This is a genomic window from Streptomyces sp. JLBJ103, assembly GCF_058215575.1.
Genome location: NZ_CM177089.1, coordinates 2,970,430 through 2,992,441, shown reverse-complemented (window position 1 = coordinate 2,992,441; position 22,012 = coordinate 2,970,430). Strand labels below are relative to the sequence as shown.

Annotated in this window: 25 protein-coding genes and 1 tRNA gene; 13 read left to right on the top strand and 13 right to left on the bottom strand. The window is 70.2% G+C overall.

Translation table 11 applies throughout. The annotated features are described in order from the left end of the window. Positions 1-174 precede the first annotated feature (174 nt). Positions 175-1,704 (bottom strand): potassium/proton antiporter, encoded by a 1,530-nt coding sequence (locus AC4BEG_RS12875; protein WP_490706020.1) that lies wholly within the window; start codon positions 1,702-1,704, stop codon positions 175-177. A gap of 214 nt (positions 1,705-1,918) precedes the next feature. On the opposite strand from AC4BEG_RS12875, the gene AC4BEG_RS12870 reads away from it, so the two are divergent. Next, the gene (locus tag AC4BEG_RS12870; RefSeq protein WP_490706019.1) at positions 1,919-4,693 is read left to right on the top strand and encodes a penicillin acylase family protein; all 2,775 of its coding nucleotides are present in this window, start codon (positions 1,919-1,921) and stop codon (positions 4,691-4,693) included. A gap of 98 nt (positions 4,694-4,791) precedes the next feature. On the opposite strand, the gene AC4BEG_RS12865 is transcribed toward AC4BEG_RS12870, so the two are convergent. Then, positions 4,792-5,331 (bottom strand): 5-formyltetrahydrofolate cyclo-ligase, encoded by a 540-nt coding sequence (locus AC4BEG_RS12865; protein WP_490706018.1) that lies wholly within the window; start codon positions 5,329-5,331, stop codon positions 4,792-4,794. A gap of 146 nt (positions 5,332-5,477) precedes the next feature. Between AC4BEG_RS12865 and galU the strand changes: the two genes are divergently transcribed. The 8 genes from galU to AC4BEG_RS12825 all read left to right on the top strand — a co-directional run bounded on the left by galU (position 5,478) and on the right by AC4BEG_RS12825 (position 11,710). Then, positions 5,478-6,380, top strand: coding sequence for a UTP--glucose-1-phosphate uridylyltransferase GalU (galU, locus tag AC4BEG_RS12860; RefSeq protein WP_490706017.1), 903 nt, complete (start codon positions 5,478-5,480; stop codon positions 6,378-6,380). A gap of 4 nt (positions 6,381-6,384) precedes the next feature. Beyond that, entirely contained in the window at positions 6,385-7,704 is a 1,320-nt protein-coding gene (glp, locus tag AC4BEG_RS12855; protein WP_490706016.1) for a molybdotransferase-like divisome protein Glp, read from the top strand. A gap of 63 nt (positions 7,705-7,767) precedes the next feature. Continuing rightward, positions 7,768-8,250, top strand: a complete 483-nt coding sequence (gene moaC, locus AC4BEG_RS12850) for a cyclic pyranopterin monophosphate synthase MoaC (protein WP_201876392.1) — start codon at positions 7,768-7,770, stop codon at positions 8,248-8,250. Beyond that, positions 8,247-8,780 carry a MogA/MoaB family molybdenum cofactor biosynthesis protein gene (locus AC4BEG_RS12845; RefSeq protein WP_490706015.1) on the top strand — a complete coding sequence of 178 codons (534 nt, stop codon included), beginning with the start codon at positions 8,247-8,249 and terminating at the stop codon, positions 8,778-8,780. Before moaC ends, AC4BEG_RS12845 begins: the two co-directional genes overlap by 4 nt. Further along, positions 8,777-9,400 carry a GNAT family N-acetyltransferase gene (locus AC4BEG_RS12840; protein WP_490707074.1) on the top strand — a complete coding sequence of 208 codons (624 nt, stop codon included), beginning with the start codon at positions 8,777-8,779 and terminating at the stop codon, positions 9,398-9,400. Before AC4BEG_RS12845 ends, AC4BEG_RS12840 begins: the two co-directional genes overlap by 4 nt. Before the next feature lie 142 nt (positions 9,401-9,542). Then, on the top strand, positions 9,543-10,712 hold the full coding sequence (gene sepX, locus AC4BEG_RS12835) for a divisome protein SepX/GlpR (protein WP_490706014.1): 1,170 nt from the start codon (positions 9,543-9,545) through the stop codon (positions 10,710-10,712). A 75-nt stretch (positions 10,713-10,787) separates the two neighbouring features. After that, positions 10,788-10,861 (top strand) — tRNA-Ala (locus AC4BEG_RS12830). 198 nt (positions 10,862-11,059) lie between these two features. Continuing rightward, complete coding sequence (locus tag AC4BEG_RS12825; protein WP_490706013.1) at positions 11,060-11,710, top strand: LysE family translocator; 651 nt, start codon at positions 11,060-11,062, stop codon at positions 11,708-11,710. A 7-nt stretch (positions 11,711-11,717) separates the two neighbouring features. Here AC4BEG_RS12825 and AC4BEG_RS12820 read toward each other — a convergent pair whose 3' ends face one another. Further along, entirely contained in the window at positions 11,718-12,632 is a 915-nt protein-coding gene (locus AC4BEG_RS12820) for a S1 family peptidase (RefSeq protein WP_490706012.1), read from the bottom strand. Between the two features lie 333 nt (positions 12,633-12,965). On the opposite strand from AC4BEG_RS12820, the gene AC4BEG_RS12815 reads away from it, so the two are divergent. Together AC4BEG_RS12815 and AC4BEG_RS12810 are read left to right on the top strand one after the other, a co-directional pair. Beyond that, positions 12,966-14,132: a trypsin-like serine peptidase gene (locus tag AC4BEG_RS12815; protein WP_490706011.1), complete on the top strand. Its 1,167-nt coding sequence runs from the start codon at positions 12,966-12,968 to the stop codon at positions 14,130-14,132. Positions 14,133-14,279: 147 nt separating this feature from the next. Beyond that, positions 14,280-15,077, top strand: coding sequence for an exodeoxyribonuclease III (locus AC4BEG_RS12810; protein ID WP_490706010.1), 798 nt, complete (start codon positions 14,280-14,282; stop codon positions 15,075-15,077). 170 nt (positions 15,078-15,247) lie between these two features. Here AC4BEG_RS12810 and AC4BEG_RS12805 read toward each other — a convergent pair whose 3' ends face one another. Next, positions 15,248-16,171 carry an NsdA family TPR-like regulatory protein gene (locus AC4BEG_RS12805; RefSeq protein ID WP_490706009.1) on the bottom strand — a complete coding sequence of 308 codons (924 nt, stop codon included), beginning with the start codon at positions 16,169-16,171 and terminating at the stop codon, positions 15,248-15,250. Between the two features lie 157 nt (positions 16,172-16,328). Between AC4BEG_RS12805 and AC4BEG_RS12800 the strand changes: the two genes are divergently transcribed. Together AC4BEG_RS12800 and AC4BEG_RS12795 are read left to right on the top strand one after the other, a co-directional pair. Further along, positions 16,329-16,673: a hypothetical protein gene (locus AC4BEG_RS12800; protein ID WP_490706008.1), complete on the top strand. Its 345-nt coding sequence runs from the start codon at positions 16,329-16,331 to the stop codon at positions 16,671-16,673. An 80-nt stretch (positions 16,674-16,753) separates the two neighbouring features. Further along, positions 16,754-16,891, top strand: coding sequence for a hypothetical protein (locus tag AC4BEG_RS12795; RefSeq protein ID WP_209468713.1), 138 nt, complete (start codon positions 16,754-16,756; stop codon positions 16,889-16,891). A gap of 251 nt (positions 16,892-17,142) precedes the next feature. Here the strand turns inward: AC4BEG_RS12795 and AC4BEG_RS12790 are convergent, their stop codons facing one another. From AC4BEG_RS12790 to AC4BEG_RS12750, 9 genes are all read right to left on the bottom strand, one after another. Further along, positions 17,143-17,271 carry a hypothetical protein gene (locus AC4BEG_RS12790; RefSeq protein ID WP_281062708.1) on the bottom strand — a complete coding sequence of 43 codons (129 nt, stop codon included), beginning with the start codon at positions 17,269-17,271 and terminating at the stop codon, positions 17,143-17,145. Then, the gene (locus tag AC4BEG_RS12785) at positions 17,268-17,549 is read right to left on the bottom strand and encodes a hypothetical protein (protein WP_044571091.1); all 282 of its coding nucleotides are present in this window, start codon (positions 17,547-17,549) and stop codon (positions 17,268-17,270) included. The genes AC4BEG_RS12790 and AC4BEG_RS12785 overlap by 4 nt, the downstream gene beginning before the upstream one ends. Positions 17,550-17,572: 23 nt before the next feature. Beyond that, complete coding sequence (locus AC4BEG_RS12780; protein WP_245388059.1) at positions 17,573-17,947, bottom strand: phage terminase small subunit; 375 nt, start codon at positions 17,945-17,947, stop codon at positions 17,573-17,575. A gap of 314 nt (positions 17,948-18,261) precedes the next feature. After that, positions 18,262-18,429 (bottom strand): hypothetical protein, encoded by a 168-nt coding sequence (locus AC4BEG_RS12775; protein WP_209468714.1) that lies wholly within the window; start codon positions 18,427-18,429, stop codon positions 18,262-18,264. Between the two features lie 71 nt (positions 18,430-18,500). Then, positions 18,501-19,298 (bottom strand): hypothetical protein, encoded by a 798-nt coding sequence (locus AC4BEG_RS12770; protein ID WP_044571089.1) that lies wholly within the window; start codon positions 19,296-19,298, stop codon positions 18,501-18,503. Positions 19,299-19,438: 140 nt separating this feature from the next. Further along, positions 19,439-19,675 carry a hypothetical protein gene (locus AC4BEG_RS12765; protein WP_209468715.1) on the bottom strand — a complete coding sequence of 79 codons (237 nt, stop codon included), beginning with the start codon at positions 19,673-19,675 and terminating at the stop codon, positions 19,439-19,441. An 89-nt stretch (positions 19,676-19,764) separates the two neighbouring features. Next, positions 19,765-20,253, bottom strand: a complete 489-nt coding sequence (locus AC4BEG_RS12760) for a hypothetical protein (RefSeq protein ID WP_044571085.1) — start codon at positions 20,251-20,253, stop codon at positions 19,765-19,767. Positions 20,254-20,256: 3 nt separating this feature from the next. Then, entirely contained in the window at positions 20,257-20,637 is a 381-nt protein-coding gene (locus AC4BEG_RS12755; protein ID WP_044571081.1) for a hypothetical protein, read from the bottom strand. 1,098 nt (positions 20,638-21,735) lie between these two features. Continuing rightward, positions 21,736-21,954: a hypothetical protein gene (locus AC4BEG_RS12750; protein WP_490706007.1), complete on the bottom strand. Its 219-nt coding sequence runs from the start codon at positions 21,952-21,954 to the stop codon at positions 21,736-21,738. Positions 21,955-22,012 lie beyond the last annotated feature (58 nt).

Sequence of the window (22,012 nt, the reverse complement as noted above, 5' to 3'; positions counted from 1 at the left end):
TAACGACGCTCCATAGTGCAGTATTCCGGCCCATCAGTCCACCGGATCGAGTCATACGGTGATCGATCCCACGCGCCGCGACCGCCCCCGCCAGCCCCGCCGCCGACCTCACCACCGCGGCGAGCCCGGCCCGTCCCGGCGCCGCCGCCCAGCCGCTCGCGTCCCCCGCCGGACTCAGCCGCCCCCTGTCCCCAGCCAGCCCGCCAGCTTGCCGCCGCGCCCCACCGCCCGCAGTCGCTTCTCCGCCGCGTCGCGCACCGGGTCCGTAGCCACCACCAGCAGTTCGTCGCCGTGCCGCAGCACCGTCGAGGGCAGCGGCACAAAGCTGGCCTCGTCCCGGACGACCAGGGTGACGGCGGCCCCGTGCGGCAGCCGCAGCTCGCCGATCTCGACCCCGTGCATCTTGGAGTCCTGGGGGATGGAGACCGACAGCAGATGGCCGCGCAGGCGCTCCAGCGGCGCCGACTCGATCCCGAGGTCGGACGCCTCGTCCGACCCGCCGAGCCGCAGCCGGGTGGCCAGCCAGGGCAGCGTCGGCCCCTGGACCAGGGTGTAGACGATCACCAGCACAAAGACGATGTTGAAGATCCGTTGGCTGTCGGGGACCTCGCCGACCATGGGGATGGTCGCCAGCACGATGGGCACCGCGCCACGCAGCCCGGCCCAGGACAGCAGCGTCTTCTCCCGCCACGGCACCGGGAACGGCGCCGTGCTGACCAGCACCGACACCGGCCGGGCGACCATCGTCAGCACCAGCCCCACGACCACCGCGGGCCAGATGTCGTCGGCCAGTTCGTGCGGGGTCACCAGCAGTCCGAGCAGGACGAACATGCCGATCTGGGCGAGCCAGCCCAGGCCCTCGGCGAAGCCGCGCGTCGCCGGCCAGTGCGGCAGCCGGGCGTTCCCGAGGACGAGCGAGGCGAGATAGACGGCGAGGAAGCCGGAGCCGTGCGCCAGCGCGCCGCCCGCGTAGGCGGTGACGGCGATGGCGACCACCGCGATCGGGTAGAGACCGGAGGCTGGGAGTGCCACATGGCGCAGGCCGTAGGCGCCGAGCCAGCCGATCGCCAGCCCGATCGCCGCGCCGATCGCAAGCTCCAGGGTGATCTCGCCGATCAGGGTGTACCAGGGGCTGACAGGGCCCTGGGCGGAGAAGGCGACCACCAGGATCACCACCGGGGCGTCGTTGAAGCCCGACTCGGCCTCCAGAGCGCCCGTGAGCCTCTTGGGCAGCGGCACCTTGCGCAGCACCGAGAAGACCGCCGCCGCGTCCGTGGACGACACCACCGCGCCGATGATCAGTGCCTGCCGCCAGTCCAGTCCCACCACATAGTGCGCTGCCGCCGCGGTGACCCCCACGCTCACCGCGACGCCGACGGTCGACAAGACCGCCGCTATCGGCAGGGCGGGTTTGATCTCCCGCCACTTCGTGCCGAGACCGCCCTCGGCCAGGATCACGACCAGCGCGGCATAGCCGAGGATCTGCGTCAGCTCGGCGTCGTCGAATTTGACCCCGATGCCGTCCTGGCCGATGGCTACGCCGATCCCGAGGTAGATCAGCAGGGTGGGCAGCCCGCTGCGGGAGGAGATCCTGACGGCCGCCACCGCGATGAGGAGGACGAGCGAGCAGACCAGCAGCAGTTCATTGAGGTGGTGGACAGTCAGGGGCCGAACCTTTCTCGCGGGAGCGGCGCGGGGTCGCATAAGCGGCCCCGGCCGACCGGAACTTCATTGCCTTACCTAACATTTTACGGGTTCTTGACGCGTGCCTCCGGCGCGGGTGGTGGGCCGGGGTGTACTGACCTGCCCCGGTGGCCGGTGCTCGGCGTCAGTCATGACTCCGCGTAGGGGCGGAGTCAGCGCTGCGCCTATGGTTGCTCCAGCACTCCTGGACCACCCTGCCCCTCGAAGGACAGCGATGCCCGCCAATAAAACCGGCTCTTCTCCCAAAAAGAAGAAGAGCCGACGTCTCCGCCTATTCGTGATCGCAGTCGTGCTGCTGCTCGTCGGAGGCGTCGGCTACGGCACGTACTGGAGTATCAGTACCGTGCGTGCCTCCTTCCCGGAGACCACGGGGTCGCTTCAGCTGAAGGGGCTCTCGGGGCCCGTCCAGGTCAAGCGTGACGGCTATGGGATACCGCAGATCTACGCCGACACCCCTGAGGACCTGTTCCGCGCCCAGGGGTTCGTCCAGGCCCAGGACCGCTTCTGGGAGATGGACGTCCGCCGTCATATGACCTCCGGCCGGCTTTCGGAGATGTTCGGTTCCGGCCAGGTGGAGAGCGACGCCTTCCTGCGCACCCTGGGCTGGCACCGGGTGGCCAAGCAGGAGTACGACACCAAGCTGTCGCCCGCCACCAAGAAGTATCTGCGGGCCTACTCCGACGGGGTCAACGCCTACCTGAAGGACCACTCGGGCAAGGAACTCTCCGTCGAGTACGCGGCCCTGGACTTCGAGAACGAGGGCTACAAGCCGGAGAAGTGGACCCCGGTCGACTCGATTGCCTGGCTCAAGGCGATGGCCTGGGACCTGCGCGGCAATATGCAGGACGAGGTGGACCGCGCCCTGGCGTCCAACAGGCTGGACCCGGACCAGATAGAGGACCTCTACCCGTCGTACCCGTACAGCCGGAACAAGCCGATCGTCCAGGACGGCGCACTTGACCGGGCCACCGACAAGTACGACCCCAAGGCGACCACCACGGGCGGCACCAGCGGTACGGGCGGTACAGGCGGCACCGGTACGCCGCCCGGTGCCGGAAACGCCGCCCAGGGCCTCCAGACCGGGCTGTCTTCGCTCTCCAAGACTCTGGACAAGATCCCGGCGCTGCTCGGCCCGAACGGCACCGGTATCGGCTCCAACTCCTGGGTCATCGACGGCCGGTACACCACCACCGGCAAGCCGCTGCTGGCCAACGATCCGCACCTCGCCCCGCAGTTGCCGTCCGTCTGGTACCAGATGGGCCTGCACTGCAAGCAGGTCAGCAGCTCCTGCCCGTTCGACACGGCGGGCTTCACCTTCGCGGGCATGCCGGGCGTGGTCATAGGCCACAACCAGAACATCAGCTGGGGCATGACCAACCTGGGTGCCGATGTCAGTGACCTCTACCTGGAGAAGGTCACCGCGAACAACTACCTCTACGACGGTAAGCAGGTCCCCTTCACCACCCGTGACGAGACCATCAAGGTCGCGGGCGGCAAGAGCCGCACCATCACCGTCCGTACCACCAACAACGGACCGATCGTCTCCGACCGCGACGACGAGCTGACCGACGTGGGGAAGAGCGCCCCGGTCGGCAGCGGCGCCGATGATGTGGCCCCCGACCGGGGCGACGGCTACGCGGTGGCCCTGAAGTGGACCGCGCTGTCCCCGTCCAACTCCATGGACGCAGTCTTCGGGCTCAACACCGCCCGGAACTTCACCGACTTCCGCAAGGCCGCCCGCGACTTCGCGGTCCCCTCGCAGAACCTGATCTACGCCGACACCAAGGGCAACATCGGCTATCAGGCGCCGGGCAACATCCCGGTGCGCGCCAAGGGGGACGGCCGCTACCCGGCGCCCGGCTGGGACTCGCGCTACAAGTGGAGCAAGTACATTCCGCAGTCGGCGCTGCCCTGGGAGCTCAACCCCAAGCGCGGCTACATCGTGACCGCCAACCAGGCCGTCATCGACAAGAAGAAGTACCCGTACCTGCTGACGGAGGACTGGGGTTACGGCGCGCGCAGTCAGCGCATCACCGATCTGATCGAGTCCAAGATCAAGGACGGCGGCAAGGTCTCCACCGAGGACATGCAGTCCATGCAGATGGACGACAGCAGTGAGATCGCCAAGCTGCTGACGCCCTATCTACTGAAGATCGACATCAAGGACAACTTCGTCCGTGAGGCCCAGAAGCTGCTGGAGGGCTGGGACTACACCCAGGACTCCGACTCGGCGGCCGCCGCGTACTTCAACGCCGTCTGGCGCAACACCCTCATGCTCGCCTTCGGTAACAAGCTCCCCAAGGAGCTGAGGGTCAAGGGGCAGTGTCTGCGGGTGCGCCCGGCCGACGACTCCGGCCCGGTCGAGGACCTGGACGGCAACACCCGGCTGGTGCGCGAGTGCGGCATGCGCGACCCGGACATGGCCCAGCCCGACGGCGGCGACCGCTGGTACGAGGTGGTGCGGAAGATCCTCAAGGAGCCGCGCAACGACTGGTGGAAGTCGCCCGGTTCCCGGCTCGACCCGGCTTCGGACAACCGTGACGAGCTGCTGAAGAACGCCATGAAGGACGCGCGCTCGGAGCTCACCGCCAAGCTGGGCAAGGACATCAACAGCTGGAGCTGGGGCCGGCTGCACCGGCTCACGCTGGAGAACCAGACCCTGGGCACCGAGGGCCCCGGCGCGGTGCAGTGGCTGCTCAACCGCGGCCCGTGGAACCTCGGCGGCGGCGAAGCCGCGGTCAACGCCACTGGCTGGAACGCGGCGGGCGGTTACGGCGTCACCTGGGTCCCGTCGATGCGGATGGTCGTCAACCTGGACGATCTCGACAAGTCGCGCTGGATCAATCTCACCGGTGCTTCCGGCCACGCCTTCCACGACCACTACACGGACCAGACCGACAAGTGGGCCAAGGGCGAGCTGCTGCCCTGGGCGTTCAGCAAGGGCGCGGTGGACAAGGGGACCGACGACGAGCTGGCACTGACCCCCTGAGGCGTCCGGTGGCCGCCTCCACGGCGCCCGCGCCATCGTCGTGGCCCCCGGTCCCGCCGACCCTCCCGGCCCCGCTGAGGGACGCCTTCGGGCGTCCCTCAGCGGGGCCGCCGCGTGAAGCGGTGCACCCCCGAGGGCGTCACCGCCGCGTGCACCGGCCGGTCGTGGACCTCCTCGGGGACCTCCTCCAGCAGCTCACCGTCGTGGAGCAGCACCACCAGCGCCGGATCGGCCCCGGCCCGCGCCAGCCGCTCCAGCACCCGGTCGTACGAGCCGCCGCCGCGGCCCAGCCGCATCCCGCGCCGGTCCACCGCGAGCCCCGGGAGCAGAACGGCGTCCGCCCCGGTGACGGCCTCCGGTCCGAGCCGCGGCCCGACCGGCTCCAGCAGCCCGTGCCGGGCGGGCGCCAGCCGCTCGGGTCCCTCGTCCTCGCCCCAGTCGAGATCGTTGTCCGCCAGCAGGACCGGGAGCAGCACCCGTACGCCCTGGGCGCGCAGCGCCTCGCGCAGGGCGTGTGTACCGGGCTCGCTGCCCAGGGACGCATAGGCCGCGACCGTGCCCGCCTCCGCCAGCTCCGGAAGCTCCAGCGCGCGACACGCCAGGGCGGTCGCGGCCGCTTCGATGTCATCGGCAGTCAACCTGGATCTCACCGCCAGGAGGCGCCGCCGCAACACGCGCTTACTACCGTCGTTCGTGATCACTGAGTGCACAAACCCCTTGTCTCATGTCATATTCAACGAATCCTCATCATCCGCCCCCAAAGGCACCAGATAGGGTTCTGTACATGACTCAATCGCGTACTCGGATCAGCAAGGCTGTCATCCCCGCCGCGGGACTGGGCACCCGCTTTCTGCCGGCCACCAAGGCCACCCCCAAGGAGATGCTGCCGGTCGTCGACAAGCCGGCGATCCAGTACGTCGTCGAGGAAGCCGTCACCGCGGGACTGTCCGACGTCCTCATGATCACCGGCCGTAACAAGCGGCCGCTGGAGGACCACTTCGACCGCAACTACGAGCTCGAGGAGACCCTGACGCGCAAGGGTGACGACACCCGTCTCGCCCGCGTCCAGGAATCCAGCGATCTCGCGACCATGCACTACGTGCGCCAGGGCGACCCCCGGGGTCTTGGCCACGCCGTGCTGTGCGCCGCTCCGCACGTTGGTGACCAGCCCTTTGCCGTACTCCTCGGCGACGACCTCATCGATGCCCGTGACCCGCTGCTGTCCCGCATGGTCGAGGTGCAGGAGCAGCACGGGGGCAGCGTCATCGCCCTGATGGAAGTGGATCCCGCGCAGATCCACCTCTACGGCTGCGCCGCCGTCAAGCCGACGGTCGACGAGTCCGTCGTCCAGGTCACCGGTCTGGTGGAGAAGCCGGATCCGGCCGACGCGCCCAGCAACTACGCCGTCATCGGCCGCTACGTCCTGGACCCGTCCGTCTTCGACGTGCTCGGCAGGACCGAACCGGGGCGTGGCGGCGAGATCCAGCTCACCGACGCGCTCCAGGCACTGGCCTCCGATCCCGACCTCGGCGGCCCGGTCCATGGTGTGATCTTCAAGGGCCGTCGGTACGACACAGGAGACCGTGGCGACTATCTGCGTGCCATTGTCAGACTCGCGTGCGAACGTGAAGACCTGGGCCCGGACTTCCGGGACTGGCTCCGCAGTTACGTCACCGAGGAGATGTAGCACCTTGAGCAGCACCGCAGCACGGGCCACCGACCAGGGCCCGGACCAGGACCGTGTCTGGACGGTGTCGGAGCATCTCGACGACATCCTCGGGCACATCCACCCGCTGGAGCCGATCGAGCTGCAACTGCTCGACGCCCAGGGCTGTGTCCTGGTCGACGACATCACCGTCCCCGTCGCCCTCCCGCCCTTCGACAACAGCTCCATGGACGGCTATGCCGTGCGGACCGCTGATGTGGCGGCTGCCACGAGGGACCACCCCGCGGTGCTCACCGTCATCGGCGATATCGCGGCGGGCAGCGGTGAGCTGCCCGCCGTGGGCCCCGGCGAGGCCGCCCGGATCATGACCGGCGCCCCGGTGCCGCCCGGCGGGCAGGCCGTGGTCCCCGTGGAGTGGACCGACGGCGGCCTGGACAACGGTCCGGTCACCACCATGCCGACGCGCGGTGAGGGCCCGGACGGCGGCAGCGGCAGGGTGCGGGTCTACCGCCCGGCCGAGGAAGGCCGGCATGTGCGGACCCGGGGCAGCGACGCGGGCGCGGGCGAGCTGGCGCTGCGCGCCGGCACCGTCCTGGGGCCGCCGCAGATCGGGCTGCTGGCCGCCATCGGTCGGGCCACCGTCAAGGTCCGCCCGCGGCCGCGGGTCGTGGTGCTGTCCACCGGCAGCGAGCTGGTCCAGCCCGGCGAGGAGGCCGGCCCCGGCCGTATCCACGACTCCAACAGCTACCAGCTCACCGCCGCCGCGCGGGACGCCGGTGCCATCGCCTACCGGGTCGGCGCGGTCGCCGACGACGCGGCCACTCTGCGCGCCGCCGTCGAGGACCAGCTGCTGCGCGCCGACATCGTGGTCACCAGCGGCGGTGTCAGCGTCGGCGCCTACGACGTGGTGAAGGAGGCGATGCACGAGGTCCGGTTCCGCAAGCTGGCGATGCAGCCCGGAAAGCCCCAGGGCTTCGGCCGTGTCGGCCGCGACGCCACCCCGCTGCTCGCCCTCCCCGGGAACCCGGTGAGTTCGTACGTCTCCTTCGAGCTCTTCGTGCGCCCGGTCATCCGCACCATGCTCGGCGGCGGCGGGATCCACCGGCCCATCGTGCGGGCGGTGTGCCCCGAGGGCGTCAAGTCCTCCCCGGAGGGCAGGCGCCAGTTCCTGCGCGGCTGGTACGAGCCGTCGGCGGGGGTGGAGCCGGGCACCGTCACCCCTGTGGGCGGTGCGTCATCCCATCTGATCAAGGCCATGGCCCAGGCCAATGCGCTGATCGTGGTCCCCGAGGAGGTCACCGCGGTGGCCCCCGGCGCCGAAGTGGACGTGCTCCTGCTCACCTAGGACGCCGCCACGGCGGGTACGGTGTCGTCCCACAAAAGCCGCGCGGCCCGGACCGGGAGAACGATGAGCAGCGCCCAGGACCATCTCACCCATCTCGACCAAGCGGGCGCCGCGCGCATGGTCGACGTCTCGGCCAAGGACGTCACCGCGCGCACCGCCCGCGCCAGCGGCCGTGTCCTCGTGGCGCCGCGCGTGGTCGAACTGCTGCGCGGCGAAGGCGTTCCCAAGGGCGACGCCCTCGCCACCGCCCGGATCGCGGGCATCATGGGCGCCAAGCGCACCCCGGATCTGATCCCGCTGTGCCATCCGCTCGCCGTGTCGGGGGTGACGGTGGATCTCACCGTCGCCGACGACGCGGTCGAGATCATGGCCACGGTGAAGACCACCGACCGTACGGGCGTGGAGATGGAGGCCCTGACCGCCGTCTCCGTCGCCGCCCTGACGGTGATCGACATGGTCAAGGCGGTCGACAAGGGCGCCGTTGTCACGGACATCCGGGTGGAGGAGAAGACGGGCGGGAAGTCCGGCGACTGGAGCCGGACATGACCGGCTCACCGCCGCCGCGCCGCCGCGCCCTGGTCATCACCGCCTCCAACCGCGCCGCCGCCGGGGTCTACGCCGACAAGGGCGGTCCGCTGATCGCCGAGGGGCTGGCCGAGCTGGGGTTCGCGGTGGACGGCCCCCGGGTGGTGCCCGACGGCGACCCGGTGGAGGCGGCGCTGCGGGAGGCGGTGGCCGCCGCGTACGACGTGGTCGTCACCACCGGCGGCACCGGGCTCACCCCCACCGACCGCACCCCGGAGGCCACACGCGCCGTCCTCGACCGTGAGGTCCCCGGTATCGCGGAGGCCATCCGGGCCGAGGGGCTCGCCAAGGTGCCCACCGCCGCGCTCTCCCGGGGGCTCGCCGGGGTCGCGGGCACGACGCTGGTCGTCAATCTCCCCGGCTCCACCGGAGGAGTGCGCGACGGGCTCGCGGTCCTCGGCCGTGTCCTGGTGCACGCCGTGGACCAGATCCACGGCGGCGACCACCCCAGACCCGCCGGATCCGCCGGTTCCGCCGGGAGCGCGCACTGAACGCCCCCTGGCCGGTCGTGCTGGCGGACGGTGATACGGTCCTCCGCCCGATAAAGCTGCGCGACCAGCGCGCCTGGCGGGAGGTCAACCAGCGCAACCGGGAGTGGCTACGGCCCTGGGAGGCCACCATTCCGCCGCCCCCGCCGGGCGGCCCCGTCACCCACCGGCCCACCTACCGGCAGATGGTCCGTCATCTGCGCGCCGAGGCGCACGCCGGGCGGATGCTGCCGTTCGTCATCGAGCACCGGGGGCGGCTGGCGGGGCAGTTGACGGTCGCCGGGATCACCTGGGGCTCGATGTGCTCGGGCCATATCGGCTACTGGATCGACGAGGCGGTGGCCGGGCGCGGGGTGATGCCGACCGCCGTGGCGCTCGCGGCCGACCACTGTTTCCGCACCATCGGACTGCACCGGATCGAGATCTGCATCCGCCCGGAGAACGTGCCCAGCCGGCGGGTGGTGGAGAAACTCGGATTCCGCGAGGAGGGGCTGCGGCCCCGCTATCTCCACATCGACGGGGCATGGCGCGACCATCTGGTCTTCGCGCTCACCGTCGAGGAACTGTCCGAAGGGCTGCTGGCGCGCTGGCACCGGACCCGGCCAGGGGCATCACAGAAATAAAAAATCTGTTCGAATTAAGCCGGTGCATTTCCAGACCGGTCATCCCATCAATCACAAAAAACTTTCGAGATATCAGCCAGATCGTGCGACACACCGCGCCAATTGGCGGATGGCCTCACGCGGACCCCTCTACCGTGTGACCGTGAGCAGCAGTGGCCTCATCTACGCAGTCATCGTCGGGGCCTGGGCCGCCTATTTGGTGCCGATGTGGCTTCGGAGGCAGGACGAGCTGAATGAGGCCCGTCCGACGGAACGCTTCAGCACCGCCATCCGGCTGCTGTCCGGACGGGCGGGCATGGAGCGCCGTTACGCCAAGGGGCTGGAGGACGAGCGCCGGGGGAGCCCGGGGGACCCGGCGGAGCGCACCGCCGAGGACGCGGACGCCCCCGAGGCCGGGGGCGGCGCGGCCGAGTCGGAGCACTTCACGACCGACCCGGACGCGTTGACCGACGCGATCGACGTCCGGGCCTTCGCCGACCCCGTGACCCTGCGTGCGCCCGTCCCGACGGCCGTCGCGGCAGCGTCCGCCGAGGGCACCGCTCCGTCCGGTGCGAAGGCCGGTCGCGGTGGCTCCGCGCTGGACCGTGGACGGCGCGCGCGAGTGCTCGCCCGCCGCCGCCGCACCACTGTGATCCTGTTCGTCGCCTTCACCTTCGGCGCGATCGTGGCGGGGATCGGCGGGCTGGCCTTCCTGTGGGCACCGGGCGTCCCGGCCATACTGCTCAGCGCGTATATCGCCTATCTGCGCAGCCAGGAGCGCCGCCGCTTCACCTTCACCATGGACCAGCGCCGCGCCGAGCAGGCCGCGCAGCGCCTGCGCGAGCGCCGCCCGCGCCCCCACCCCTCCGACGCGGCCGCGTCCGACGGCGACGGCCCGGCCGATCCGCCCGCCTCCGCCGAGGCCGAGCCCGCTCGGGCACCGGCGGCCTCCGCCCGCGCGGCGGGGCGCCGGGCGCTGGTCGAGCAGACCGACCACGCGGAGTGGGTGGACCAGGAGCGCGAGCGTGAGCGCGGTCCGGCCGCGGGAGACGGCTGGGAGCCGGTTCCGGTGCCGCTGCCGACCTATGTCACCGCGCCGGTCGCCCCCCGCGCCACCGGCAGCGTCGATCTGGCCGCCCCCGACGCCTGGAGCTCCGCCCGCTCCAGCACCGTCGACCGCGCCCACGACCCCGCCCACGACCCCGCCCCGGCTCCGTCCGCGGAGCCCGCCCAGCGCCCGGCCGCCTCCTCCCGCGGCCCCCGCGAAAGCGGCCGCACCCCGCTGTTCGACCAGTACGCCGACGAGGACCGGCCGCGTGCTGCCAACGAGTGATCCGCACTCCACTGACCAGCACGGAACGGATTTCCAAGCAGCCCGCGCGGGATGCTAGAGTTTCACTCGTTGCAAGGGCCTGTGGCGCAGACTGGTAGCGCACCTCGTTCGCATCGAGGGGGTCAGGGGTTCAAATCCCCTCAGGTCCACCGCAGCTCAAAGCCCTCGCCGGAGAAATCCGGCGGGGGCTTTCTGGTGTCGTACGGCAGCGAAATACGGCAACTCCCTCCGACCCGCGGATGTGACGGGTGTCATCCGGTCGGGGCCGTTCACCGATCGCTCTGCCGGAGAAGCGCGAGGGGAAAACGGGTCGTTGCCGGGAGGGGCGGGAGCCCTAGCGTGCGGGCATGCTCACTTCAGCTCTTGCCTTCGCCGGTGTTGCCGCGCTGATCAATATCACTCCGGGTCTGGACACCCTGCTGGTGCTGCGGACCTCCGTCTCCCAGGGGCGCACCGCCGGTCTTGCCACCGCGCTCGGGATCGTCGCCGGATGTGTGGTGTGGGGTATCGCGACCGCCGTCGGGCTGACCGCGCTGCTGACCGCTTCGCGGTTCGCGTACGACACCCTGCGGATCGCGGGCGTCGCGTATCTGGTGTGGCTCGGGGCCTCGGCGCTGTGGCGGTCGAGGAGGGCGGCGGGTGACGAGAGCTCGCAGGTGCCGGGTGCGCTCGCCGAGGCGGAGCCACGGGGGCGGTGGGCCGCGTTCCGGGCGGGGGTGGGGACCAATCTGCTCAACCCCAAGGCCGGGGTGTTCTATATGAGCCTGCTGCCGCAGTTCACCCCGCACGGGGAGTCCGTGTTCACCATGACGCTGCTGCTCACGGCCATCGATATCGTCGAGTTGGCCATCTGGTACTGGGTGGTCTCGGGTGCCGCTTCCGCGCTGGCGGACCGGCTCAGGCGGCCCGCCTTCCGGCGGCGGATGGAGCAGGTCAGCGGGATCGCCTTCTTCGGATTCGCCGCCAACCTGCTGGCCGACCGGGGCCAGGCCGCCTGAGGTCGTGTCAGGCCGTCTTCGCTGTCAGCCAGGTGTGGACGGCGGCGACATCGGTGAAGAAGTTCGGGCCCGGGGAACCACAGGGCTTGCCCGCGGTCTCCATCCCGAAGCTGAAGACGCCCACCGCCTCAACGCCGCCGTGCCGCCGGGCCACCAGCGGGCTGCCGCTGTCCCCGGTGCAGGCCGCCGCTCGCCCGCCGGTGCCGCACAGGACCGATGCGCCGTCCACCGGGGCCGGGGCGGCCGGGGCGCAGGAGGCGTCCGGCCGCGTCCGGTAGGTGCCGCGGCGCAGGACGTCGCCACGGGTGGCGGGGCCGGTGAGGCCATGGCCGTACAGGGTGGCGGTGGCACTGGACGACGGGGCGGTACGGGCGACGGGGAGCGTCGGGACACCGCGCACCGGGCGGTCGAGCGTGACCACCGCGATGTCGTACGCCGCGCTGGAGGCCGCGGGGTTGTCCGGGTCCTGCGGGGAGGGCAACAGCCGGTAGCGGGGGTGGACGGCGACGCCCGCGATTCCCGCCACCCGGCCGGGATCCCCGGACAGCACCCGTGCGCCGATGTGGTACTCGCCGCTCCGCGGCAGATCGTCGACGGTGACGCAGTGCGCGGCGGTGAGCACCTTGGTCGCGGCAATCAACGCGCCCCCGCATGAGGCGCGTTGGAGCAGCGGTGCGTCGCCCTTGACCGCGAGGGTCGCCATCCACGGCGCCTCACGGTCGTCATGGACCTTGTCCCCGCCCGCGATGGCGTGTGCTCCGGTGGCGGGGAGGACCGTGGCGGCGGCCGCCGCGAGCAGGGTGCCCACCGCGGCGGCTGTCCGCCGGACGCGCCGGCCGCGCGACCACGCGGCCCTCGGGTGCTTCCGGCCGCGCTCGTGCTCGCGCCCGTGCTCGGGCTCTTTGTGGTTCGGATGGTTCAACACCCCTCCACCGTCGCGCTACCGGCGGTGGTGTGCCTCAGGGCCCGGCCCTGAAACGACCCGGAGACCGGACCGCGACTCCCCTCGGGGACAGACCTCCCCCATGTCCTGTTTTCGATGGTGTCGTTCAGCCGTTCGATGTCATGGAATCGTGCGGACGGCGTTCGTGTTGTGTGCGGGCCGGGCCACGGGTGAGGGTCCCGGACGGGAGCCCAGGCATAGTAGATGCCTGTTCCAGGCAGTGGACCGTGGCGCGAAACCACCGCACCACCGCACCACCGCACCACCGCACAGCACAGCAGCACACAGCACAACTCAGGGGGATAGGGCTTCATGCCACTCATACGACGTTCCGCCGTGGCGGCCGCCGCGGTGACCGCACTGCTCGCGGTCTCCGCCTCGGCCTGTGGACCGGGTGAGGACAAGGCCGGCGCCGGGACCAACGCCTCGGACTCCAGCGGCGATCAGCAGGCCAAGGACGGGATCAAGCTGCCCGAGGGCGTCCCTACAAGCCTGGAGGAACTGAAAGAGTGGAAGGAGGGCGGCTGGAAGGACTGGGACAACTGGGCGCGCAAGGCGTCCGAATTCGCCAATCCCGTCATCAAGAACTTCTGGCAGCCGTCCCGGATGGCGAAGGCCGAGGACGCGCCGCACACCGCCTCCGCGCAGACCACCGGCCAGAACCAGCCAGGCACCGACCCCGAGCCGCCCGCCGTGCCGGCCAAGCAGGTCTCGCGGCCGTACCACCAGAACATGGCGCCCGTCGGGAAGGTGTTCTTCGACAGCCCCGACGGGCCGATGGTGTGCTCCGGCACGGTCGTCGAGGATCCGGCCCATCCGGGCAAGTCCAACCTGGTGTGGACCGCGGGCCATTGTGCGCACTCCGGCAAGAAGGGCGGCTGGATGCGCAACATCGTGTTCGTGCCGTCGTACAACGACAAGGGGCTGTCCGCCCGCAGTACGCAGACCGCCGCGCAGCGGGACGTCAGCCCGTACGGCGTGTGGTGGGCCGACTGGTCGCAGACCTCGTCGCAGTGGATCGACACCGGCGGCAAGACCGGCGGGATCGGTTCCGCCTATGACTTCGCGGTGCTGCATGTGAAGCCGGAGAACGGCGGCGGCAAGTCGCTCCAGGAGACGGTCGGGGCCGCGGTGCCGGTGTGGTTCGGGGCGCCCTCGGCGGACCGTGTCAGCTCGATCGGGGCGTACGGATATCCGGCGGCGCCGCCCTACGACGGCGCGAAGATGTTCAACTGCACCAGCCGTCCGGGCAGGCTGTCCTTCTCGCCCACCTCGCCGACGATGTACCGGATCGGCTGCTCGATGACCGGCGGCACCTCCGGTGGCGGCTGGTTCGTGAACCACAAGGGCAAGACCGTGCTGGTCTCCAACAGTTCCATCAGCTCCTCCGGGCACACCTGGCTCGCGGGTCCGCATCTGGGCACCGAGGCGAAGGGTGTGTTCAACGCCATCAGCAAGAAGTTCGACACCAAGGGGTGAGAGCGGTGCGGGACGGGACCGTTCCCTGGCCGGAGCGGGTCCCGTCGCCTCCCCACCGCCCTCCCGGCAGTACGCATATTCATGCGGGTGATCGTGCGTTTATGCGATGGTGGCCGACTCGGGATTTTTCTGTCGTATCGTGCCGTGGTGCTCACCGTGACAACCGTGAATGTGAACGGGCTGCGCGCCGCGGCCAAGAAGGGCTTTGTGCCCTGGCTCGACGGCACCGCGGCCGACGTGGTGTGCCTCCAGGAGGTACGGGCCGAACCCCATGAGCTGCCCGAGTCCGTACGGGAGCCGGACGGCTGGCATGTGGTGCACGCCCCGGCGGCGGCCAAGGGCCGGGCCGGGGTGTCGGTGTACGCGCGGCGTGAGCTGGAGGCGGTGCGGGTCGGCTTCGGGTCCTCGGAGTTCGACGGCAGCGGCCGCTATGTGGAGGTCGATCTGCCCGGCGTGACCGTCGGCAGCCTCTACCTCCCCTCGGGTGAGGTCGGCACCGAGCGGCAGGACGAGAAGGAGCGCTTCATGGCGGAGTTCCTTCCGTATCTGAAGGAGCTCCGCGAGCGGGCGGCGGCCGGTGGCCGGGAGACGCTGGTGTGCGGCGACTGGAACATCGCCCACCAGGAGGCCGACCTGAAGAACTGGAAGGCCAACCGGAAGAAGTCGGGCTTCCTTCCGGAGGAGCGCGCCTGGCTGTCACGGGTGCTGGACGAGGCGGGATACGCGGATGTGGTGCGAGCGTTGCATCCGGAGGTCGAGGGTCCCTACTCGTGGTGGTCCTACCGGGGCCGGGCGTTCGACAACGACGCGGGCTGGCGCATCGACCTAGTTTGCACAACGCCGGGTCTCGCTGCCCGTGCCGTGAAGGCGTACGTGGAGCGGCCCGCTACATACGAAGAGCGCTGGTCAGACCATGCTCCGGTGACAGTCGTGTTCAACCGCTAGACGCTCCTATGTGACTTACGGCATACATGAGGCCCCTGGTTGAAGCCAGGGGCCCAGTTCTTGTCGTTCACCAGCGGATAGGCTCCGCATTCCTACCGACGTATACCGGGCAGTGGCGTTTGCCGGACTGACTGACGGACCAGGAGGACGCCGAAGACAGGTCGGAACCTTCAGCAGTGAGCCTCAGCCTGGGCCAGGGCGTCCCGGTGCTCCTTCGTCCACGGCGCCCTCTGTTGGTCGGCGGGCAGGCCCGCCAGTCCGGCGCGGATGTGGTCCGCTGCATCGGCGTACGCCTTCAGCCCAAGGTGGGCCAGGCCCAGATTCAGCCGCTGGAAGTTCGGGGTCAGCCAGTACGCCGTACCCGGCGGCTGGTCCTGGGCAGCGTCGGACAGCGCCATGGCTTCGTCCAGGAGTCTGCGGGCCGCGTCCGTCTGCCCCAGCTCCCCCAGGCCCTGAGCCACCTGGGCAGCGTCGCCCATGCGCTGAGGCGCGCTGGCGCCAGGCGTGTAGTACGCGGCGGAGAACCAGCGGACCATGCCGCGGGGGTTGCCCTGCTGTCGCGCGATGTATCCCCGGAAGTTCAGGGCCTGGGCCGCCAGCGTGCCGGACCCTGCCTCGTCGGCCAGCTCTTCCGCTTCGGTCAGCCGCTTCACGGCCTTCGCGTCCTGGCGCGTGGAGGCGTAGAGCCAACCAGCGAACTGGACCGACTCGGCAGCCACTTCCGCCAGGGCGTCCCGGTGGGGTCCGCGTACGTCCTTCAGCAAGGACAGGAGCGTGGCTGTCTGGGCCTCCACAGACCCGATGAGCGGGGAGGGGCCCAGGGTGTCATCCAACCTCCGCTGTGCCGCCAGGATGTCCCCCAGAGTCTTCACCGCCCGACCGTCGATACGGGACGGGTGATCGATGGCGTAAGCGACCCGGCCCCCTTCGTCCTCCGCCAGGCTGGCGGCCAGGTTCACTAGCTCCCCGCCAGCGTCCAAGAGCCTGTCCAGGGCCTCCGCCAGTTGCGGCGAAGGGAGTTGCTTACCGGCCAGCACGCGGCACAGGTAGGCGTGGTCGTAGACCAGCTCCCGCGCGGCGCCACGAATCGACATGCCACGAGCCTTCAGCGCAGCGCTCACGGTCTGTGCAAAATCCCCGCCCGTCATGGTGACAGCGTACCCAGTCACCACCCAGTCACCATCTGTCATCGCTGAGGGAGGGGAGGCTGGCGAGCGAGGACCCCGGCGACGCTGGCAGGCGTCCCGGGGCGTGGCCGATCGCTACGAAGGAGCGAACGACATGGAGAGCCTACGGCGCTTGCCCTGGACATCTGTTGACGGGAGGGATGCCTTCGTGACCCCCGGCAACGGCATCGTGAACCGTCTGGCCGACATCATGGAAGCGGAGCTGATCGAGTCAGCGAAGGCTGACGCGGCGCGGGCCCGCGCCCTGGCCGACGACCCAGCCGCCAGCGGGGCGGAACTGCGGACCGCGCTGCGATATCTGGCACACGCTGTCGAGGACGCGGCGAAGGTGGCCAGCCTCCGAGCGGAGCGGCTGCCGGACATGGACAACGAGGAGGACGCGGCTTCCATTAAGGAGGCGACGCGATGACGCACCCTCTCTACTCCCAGACGTGGCCCGCCTGCGACTGTCCCCGTTGTCGTCCAGCCCGTCAACGGGAGGCCCGGGAAGTGGCGGCCATACTCGCCAGGGTGACCGGCCACGCGGACAAGGCCGCGGACAGTACGCCCACCGTTAACGACGAGGCGGACAGCGACGCGGACAGCGCGGCCACCGTTAGCGGCCAGGTGGACAGCGCCAGCCGGTAGACGCGGACAGGGCGGAGCAAACGACAGAAGGGCCCCCAGCCACTCCGGACAGGAGCGGTCAGGGGCCCTTCATTATGCGGCCAGGAAGTTGGACCAGGTGGACGTCGTCCTTCGCTGTCCGTGTGCTCTGATCAGGCACTTCGCTGCGGGGAACTGTCGTTAATGCACATCGGCGGCCAGCGTGGACAGGGTGGTCAGCCGTTGCGGCCAGCCTCGCAGCCAGGACGGACAGCGGACAGGGGAACGGGCTGTCAGTGGCCAGCGCGGACGACAGGGCGGCCAGGAGTGCGGCGGGCGGCGGCCTGGTCACGCCGGACCTCGCGAATCACGGTCAGGATGTCCGCCAGGGTCGGGGGCTTGTCCGCTGGTCGGCCGGTCACGCGGCGCGCTCCTGGCAGAGGGCCAGCCACTCGTGAGGCGCCAGCCAGCCGGAGTCACCCTTGATCCGGAATCTGCGGGCCTCATGGTCGTAAACGACGCTGGGCGTCGGCCAGTCCGCCAGATAGGTCCGCCAGTCCAGGCCCGCCTCATGGAGGAGGCTCTGGCGCCGTGAGGTCTCGTAGTCATACCCGCCGCCGTCCAGGGCTGCCAGGCGGGCGCGAACGCTGGCCAGCGGTGGCTCCGGCTTGCTGGCGTTCACGGTCGGCACGGCGGTCACGCGGGCACGCTGCTGACGTCGGTTCACTCCGTGCCCTCCAGCTTCCAACCAAGGGTCTGCATCGCCTTCGGTGTCAGGCCCAGGGCCTCCGACGCGTAGCGGTACTCCTGGGCCTGCCAGGCGGAAGCGGCGCCGGACAGTAGCGCTGTCTCGTAGACAACCAGGACAGCCACGGTCCCGGCTGCTGTCTCGTCCCACATGAACGACTGGGGAGACGTCCAAAGGCTTCGCCAGCGGGCCTGCTGGGCGTCCGTCCATTCGACCCCGTCGGGAGCGGGCGGCGGGTCCAGGGTCGTCTCCACGGGCAGCGTGATCGATGCTGTCGGCTGGGCTCTCCCAGGCTGGCGGCGGGTGCCGTAGCGGGAGTGGCGGGCGCCTGGGTTACGCGGCTTGGCCACGGCGGACTCCTTCACTCTGTGTGTGCGGCTGGGCCGCGTATTGGGGTTGATTGGTTGCCGGACCATGCGGAGACCTCCCCCGCGTTCCGGGCCCCCTACCCCCTTGGGGGTCACCCCCCGGGTCCCTGACCTGCGCAGTTACCTTGATCAAGCCGTTGAACTGCGACGATGCGCGTCATTGCGCATCGTGAAGGCACTCAGGTCAGGCACAGAGGCCAGCGGTCCCGGGGCCTGGTACCAAAACCAGGGCAGGAGGCAGGCAGCGAGAGGGGGCGCGCGTCCGCTGTCGGCCAGGCGCGCGCCAGGGTCCACGGTCAGGTCCCGCCGTCCAGGCCGTCCGGCCAGATGCCGTCAGCGGGGACGACCAGACCTGTACGCAGCCAGGTAGCGGCGGCATCGTCGGGCACGTTGAATTCGTCGCCCTCGCTGTACTCCTGGTCCTTCAGGATCAGGTGACGGGAGGGGGCCACACGGACTCTCACAGAGGTCCTCCTTCCAGGGTCTGGCGCGGGGACCAGGCAGCGTCAACTACCCAGGCCCCGCTGTGGATTGGTCAGGCGCCAGAGGTGCTGTCGGCAATGTCGTCCGTAGCGGGCGCGTCCGGCGTGTCCTCCTGGTCGACGTACTCAATCGAGTTGCCCAGGGCGGCGGCTTGGTCGGCGGCCAGATGCATGACAGCGCCGTTCGCCTTGCTTCGGACGCGAACCAGGCGGTCCGGGGCCCTGTCCGTCAGGCCGTCATCGCTGAGTCCGGCGGTGCGGAAGGACTCCAGGACCTCCCGGACCTCCTGGAGGCCGGGCGCAGCCTGGGGGGACAGGCCGTCAGCACGCACGACGCCCGCAGACTCGTAGTAGTCCGGGCGGCCTGATCCCTGCCAGGCGTATACGTAGCGACGGAAGTCCGCGGCAGCGCCGAAGACAGCGCGGGCGGCCATGAGCGCGCCATATGCCTCCTGGTAAGCCTTCGCGGCCTCCTGGAGTCGCTGGGCCGCGGCGGGCGCCAACTCCCCGACATGCTTCCGGAAGGCGGCGGCCAGGGCCGCGTCCTTCGCGCGGACATCCTTCACCAGGGCTCGGGCAGCGCCGACGATGCGCGGGCGCAGGTCCCGGGCCTCAGCCAGTTCGGACTTGATCTTCAGCGGGTCCTTGCCTGCCGTGACAGCCTCAGCGGCGGCCAGGATGTCCCGCGCTTCGTACGTGTCCTCCCACTGGTCGGACAGCAACGCGTGATGCTCAGACTCGAAGTCCACCCAGCGGTCGTACGCGTCGTCCCGGGCCTCCAGGAGAGGGCGGACGGGCTCCGGGAGAAGGTCAGCGGGCGGAAGGATCGTGACGTCAACGTGCTCAGGCATGCGGATGTAGCTCCTTCAAGAGGGGGGAGAGGGGGCCAGGCGCGCTTCAGGGGCGGCCTGGCGGACAGGGGCGGCGGCCACCAACGGCAGGGCGTAGGCCAGGCTGGGGAGGTGCTCCAGGTCCTGGGGACGGGCAGGGGTCACGTACGGGCCTCCCTCGCCGCGTAGAACTGCGTCCGCCGAAGCGTTGCCTCCTGGGCCCGTGTCTGGGCATCCAGCAACTTGGCCAGGACCTCCAGGCCGTCCAGGTCGATGTCGGCGGAGTCGGACAGCTTCAGAGCCAGGCCGGTGATCAGGTCGCGGATCGTCTGGCGCTGGAGGGCGTCCGGCGAAGGGGTGCGGGGCGGCATGTCGGCAGGGGAAGGGGAGGTGTTCAAGGTGCGTTCCTTCGGCAGAGCGGGAGACGCCCCTGTTGAGGCGCCTGGCGCCCCGGAAGGCCCGCCCCGTGAAGGGGACGGACCAGAGGTCAGCGCGGCGCAGCGTCGCGGACCAGCTTGCGGAGGTCGGCCAGGACCTTCCGGACGTCGGGCGCGTAGTCGCCACCCAGGCCGTTCGCCTCCGCGACAGCCACGGCCCAGCCGGAGGCCAGCTTCCGGAGCTGTTCGAACTGGAGCGGGCGCCCGCCCAGGTGCCAGCCGGACGCGTCGCGCCGCAGCGTGTACATGCTCATGCGCCAACACATCAGTGCGGCCTCCATGGACAGCGTGGCCGACGTAGGCGCGGGAGCCTGATCGGTAGGGACTGACTCCGGCCAAGCGCTGGCCAGTTCGCGCTTCACGTCCTCCACGGCCCTGACCGTGGCGCGGGCCTTGTGCGCCTTCAGCGCGAAGACTGCCGCGTCCTGGATGTCCAGGGCGTGGATCGGCTGGCCGTGCTGGGTCCAGCCCTGGCGGGCCTTCCGGATGCCGGTCGCTGCGATGGACTCGACTACGGCGGAGGTCAGGGTGTCGTTCACTGATCAGGCCCCTTTCTGGGTCGAGCGGTAGGAGCGCGTCCGGCACGCTGCGGAGTGGTACTTCGGAGGGCGGCCACGGCCCGCGTACGGAATCGGCTCCTCACAGCCAGGGCCCTGACAGACGACTTCGCCCAGCTCTGACAGGCGGATGGACTCCGCGTCCTCCGCTTCGTCCTGAAGCTCCTGACAGAAGCTGTCCGCGTCCTCGTAGGGGCAGACCGTCCGGCGGCCCCTGCCGCGCTGGAGGAACGGCTGGCCGCACAGCTTGCATGTGACCAGGGGACGCGGCTTCTCGCGCCTGGAGCGGGACAGCGCGGTACGGCAGCGTGCGGAGCATGTCCGGCGCTGGTCGCGGAGTGAGCGGCCGTCCTTCGCGTCAGTCATGCCGGGCGGCTGGCGTCGGCGGAGTCGACCTTCAGGCGTCGGGATCTCGTTCATGCAGCCAGGGGCCTGACAGGTCCCATCGAAGTCGTCGTGTGGGTCGTTACGCACGGGTGAACTCCGTTCACGGGTACGGCAGTTGGGGACTTCGTGGATGGCTCCCCAGGACCAGCGGCGGCGGTAGCTACTCCGCTGCCATGTGCTGGCCCTGGGCCCTTGCCATCCCGAAGGAGGTCGCGCTGGGTTGACCGGCCAGCGCCCCGGAGTTTGGGCATGAAGAAGGCCCCAGCCGCACAGCCCGCTGTCTCCCCCTGCCAGGGTTCGGAGACGCGGACCCGTGCGACCGGGGCCAGTTGCGCGCTGCTTCGTATACCGCTGCGCGCCAGCGGTTGTCAGGTGTGCGGCTGGGAGGTCCTGGCAGGGACAGCCGCAAGGGAGGAGGGGAGTACCCGTCACTCCCTTACAGGTGAGGACCTCCCCCACTGCCGGTAACCCCAGGTCGTGCATGCAGACCGGCCAGGCCAGCGGGTCAGCGCAGCGCCGGACGGCCATGCGCCACGGACGCTGTCACGCGGGCCAGGTGAGGGCCTGGCGTTCACGACGGAGGCGGCCAGGCTCCGCCGGGAGTGGCCTAGGCGGGCGCGTACGGGGCCCTGGCGGGGCGTCCGAGACCCAGAGCCAGGAGGGCGCTGGAGGCCGTCAGGGAGGCGCGTACGGCGTCTGGGGAAGAGGCTGGCCGGAGGTCCGCGGAGACGGCCGACGCGGGGCGCTGTTCTTGAATCGCTGGAGTGGAAACACCTACTTGGCTAAGCCCCAAGAACAGAAGCCACGTAGGAGTTATTTGTTAGGTGATTCATTCAAAAAAATATAAGAACTATGCAGGTCAGGGCCCTCTAAAGTCTGGAGGTCTGACACGCCAAAGGAGCCAGGGGTCTCTCCGCCGTAGGCGCCCCGCTCCGACGCCAGGAGTCGCGCGCTGGGGGCCCAGCCGCATCGTGAACGGTTCTCAGCGGGCCGTACGGCTCCCAGACGACTGAAGGGGGCCGGACCCCATCGGGCCGACCCCCAGTCACTCCTCCGCCGTCAGCGGCGGCGCCTCCTTCACGCGGCGGGCAACGCCTCCGGCACTCGGCCGCACGATCCGCACGCGGCCAGCATCTGGGGCGCCTCCCACAGGAGCGCGGCCTGGGCCGCCTCCAGGCGCATCACGCGTTCACGAAGGCGGGGCGTGTCCTGGCCGCCCAGGATCTGGGCCCAAAGGAGGCTTGCCTGTCGCTGGAGCGCAGCCAGTTCCTGGAGGTGGGTACGGGACTCGGACATTACGATGGACCTTCCGCTCAAGGGCGGACGCCGGTCCGGTCTCTTCCGGCAAGTTGAT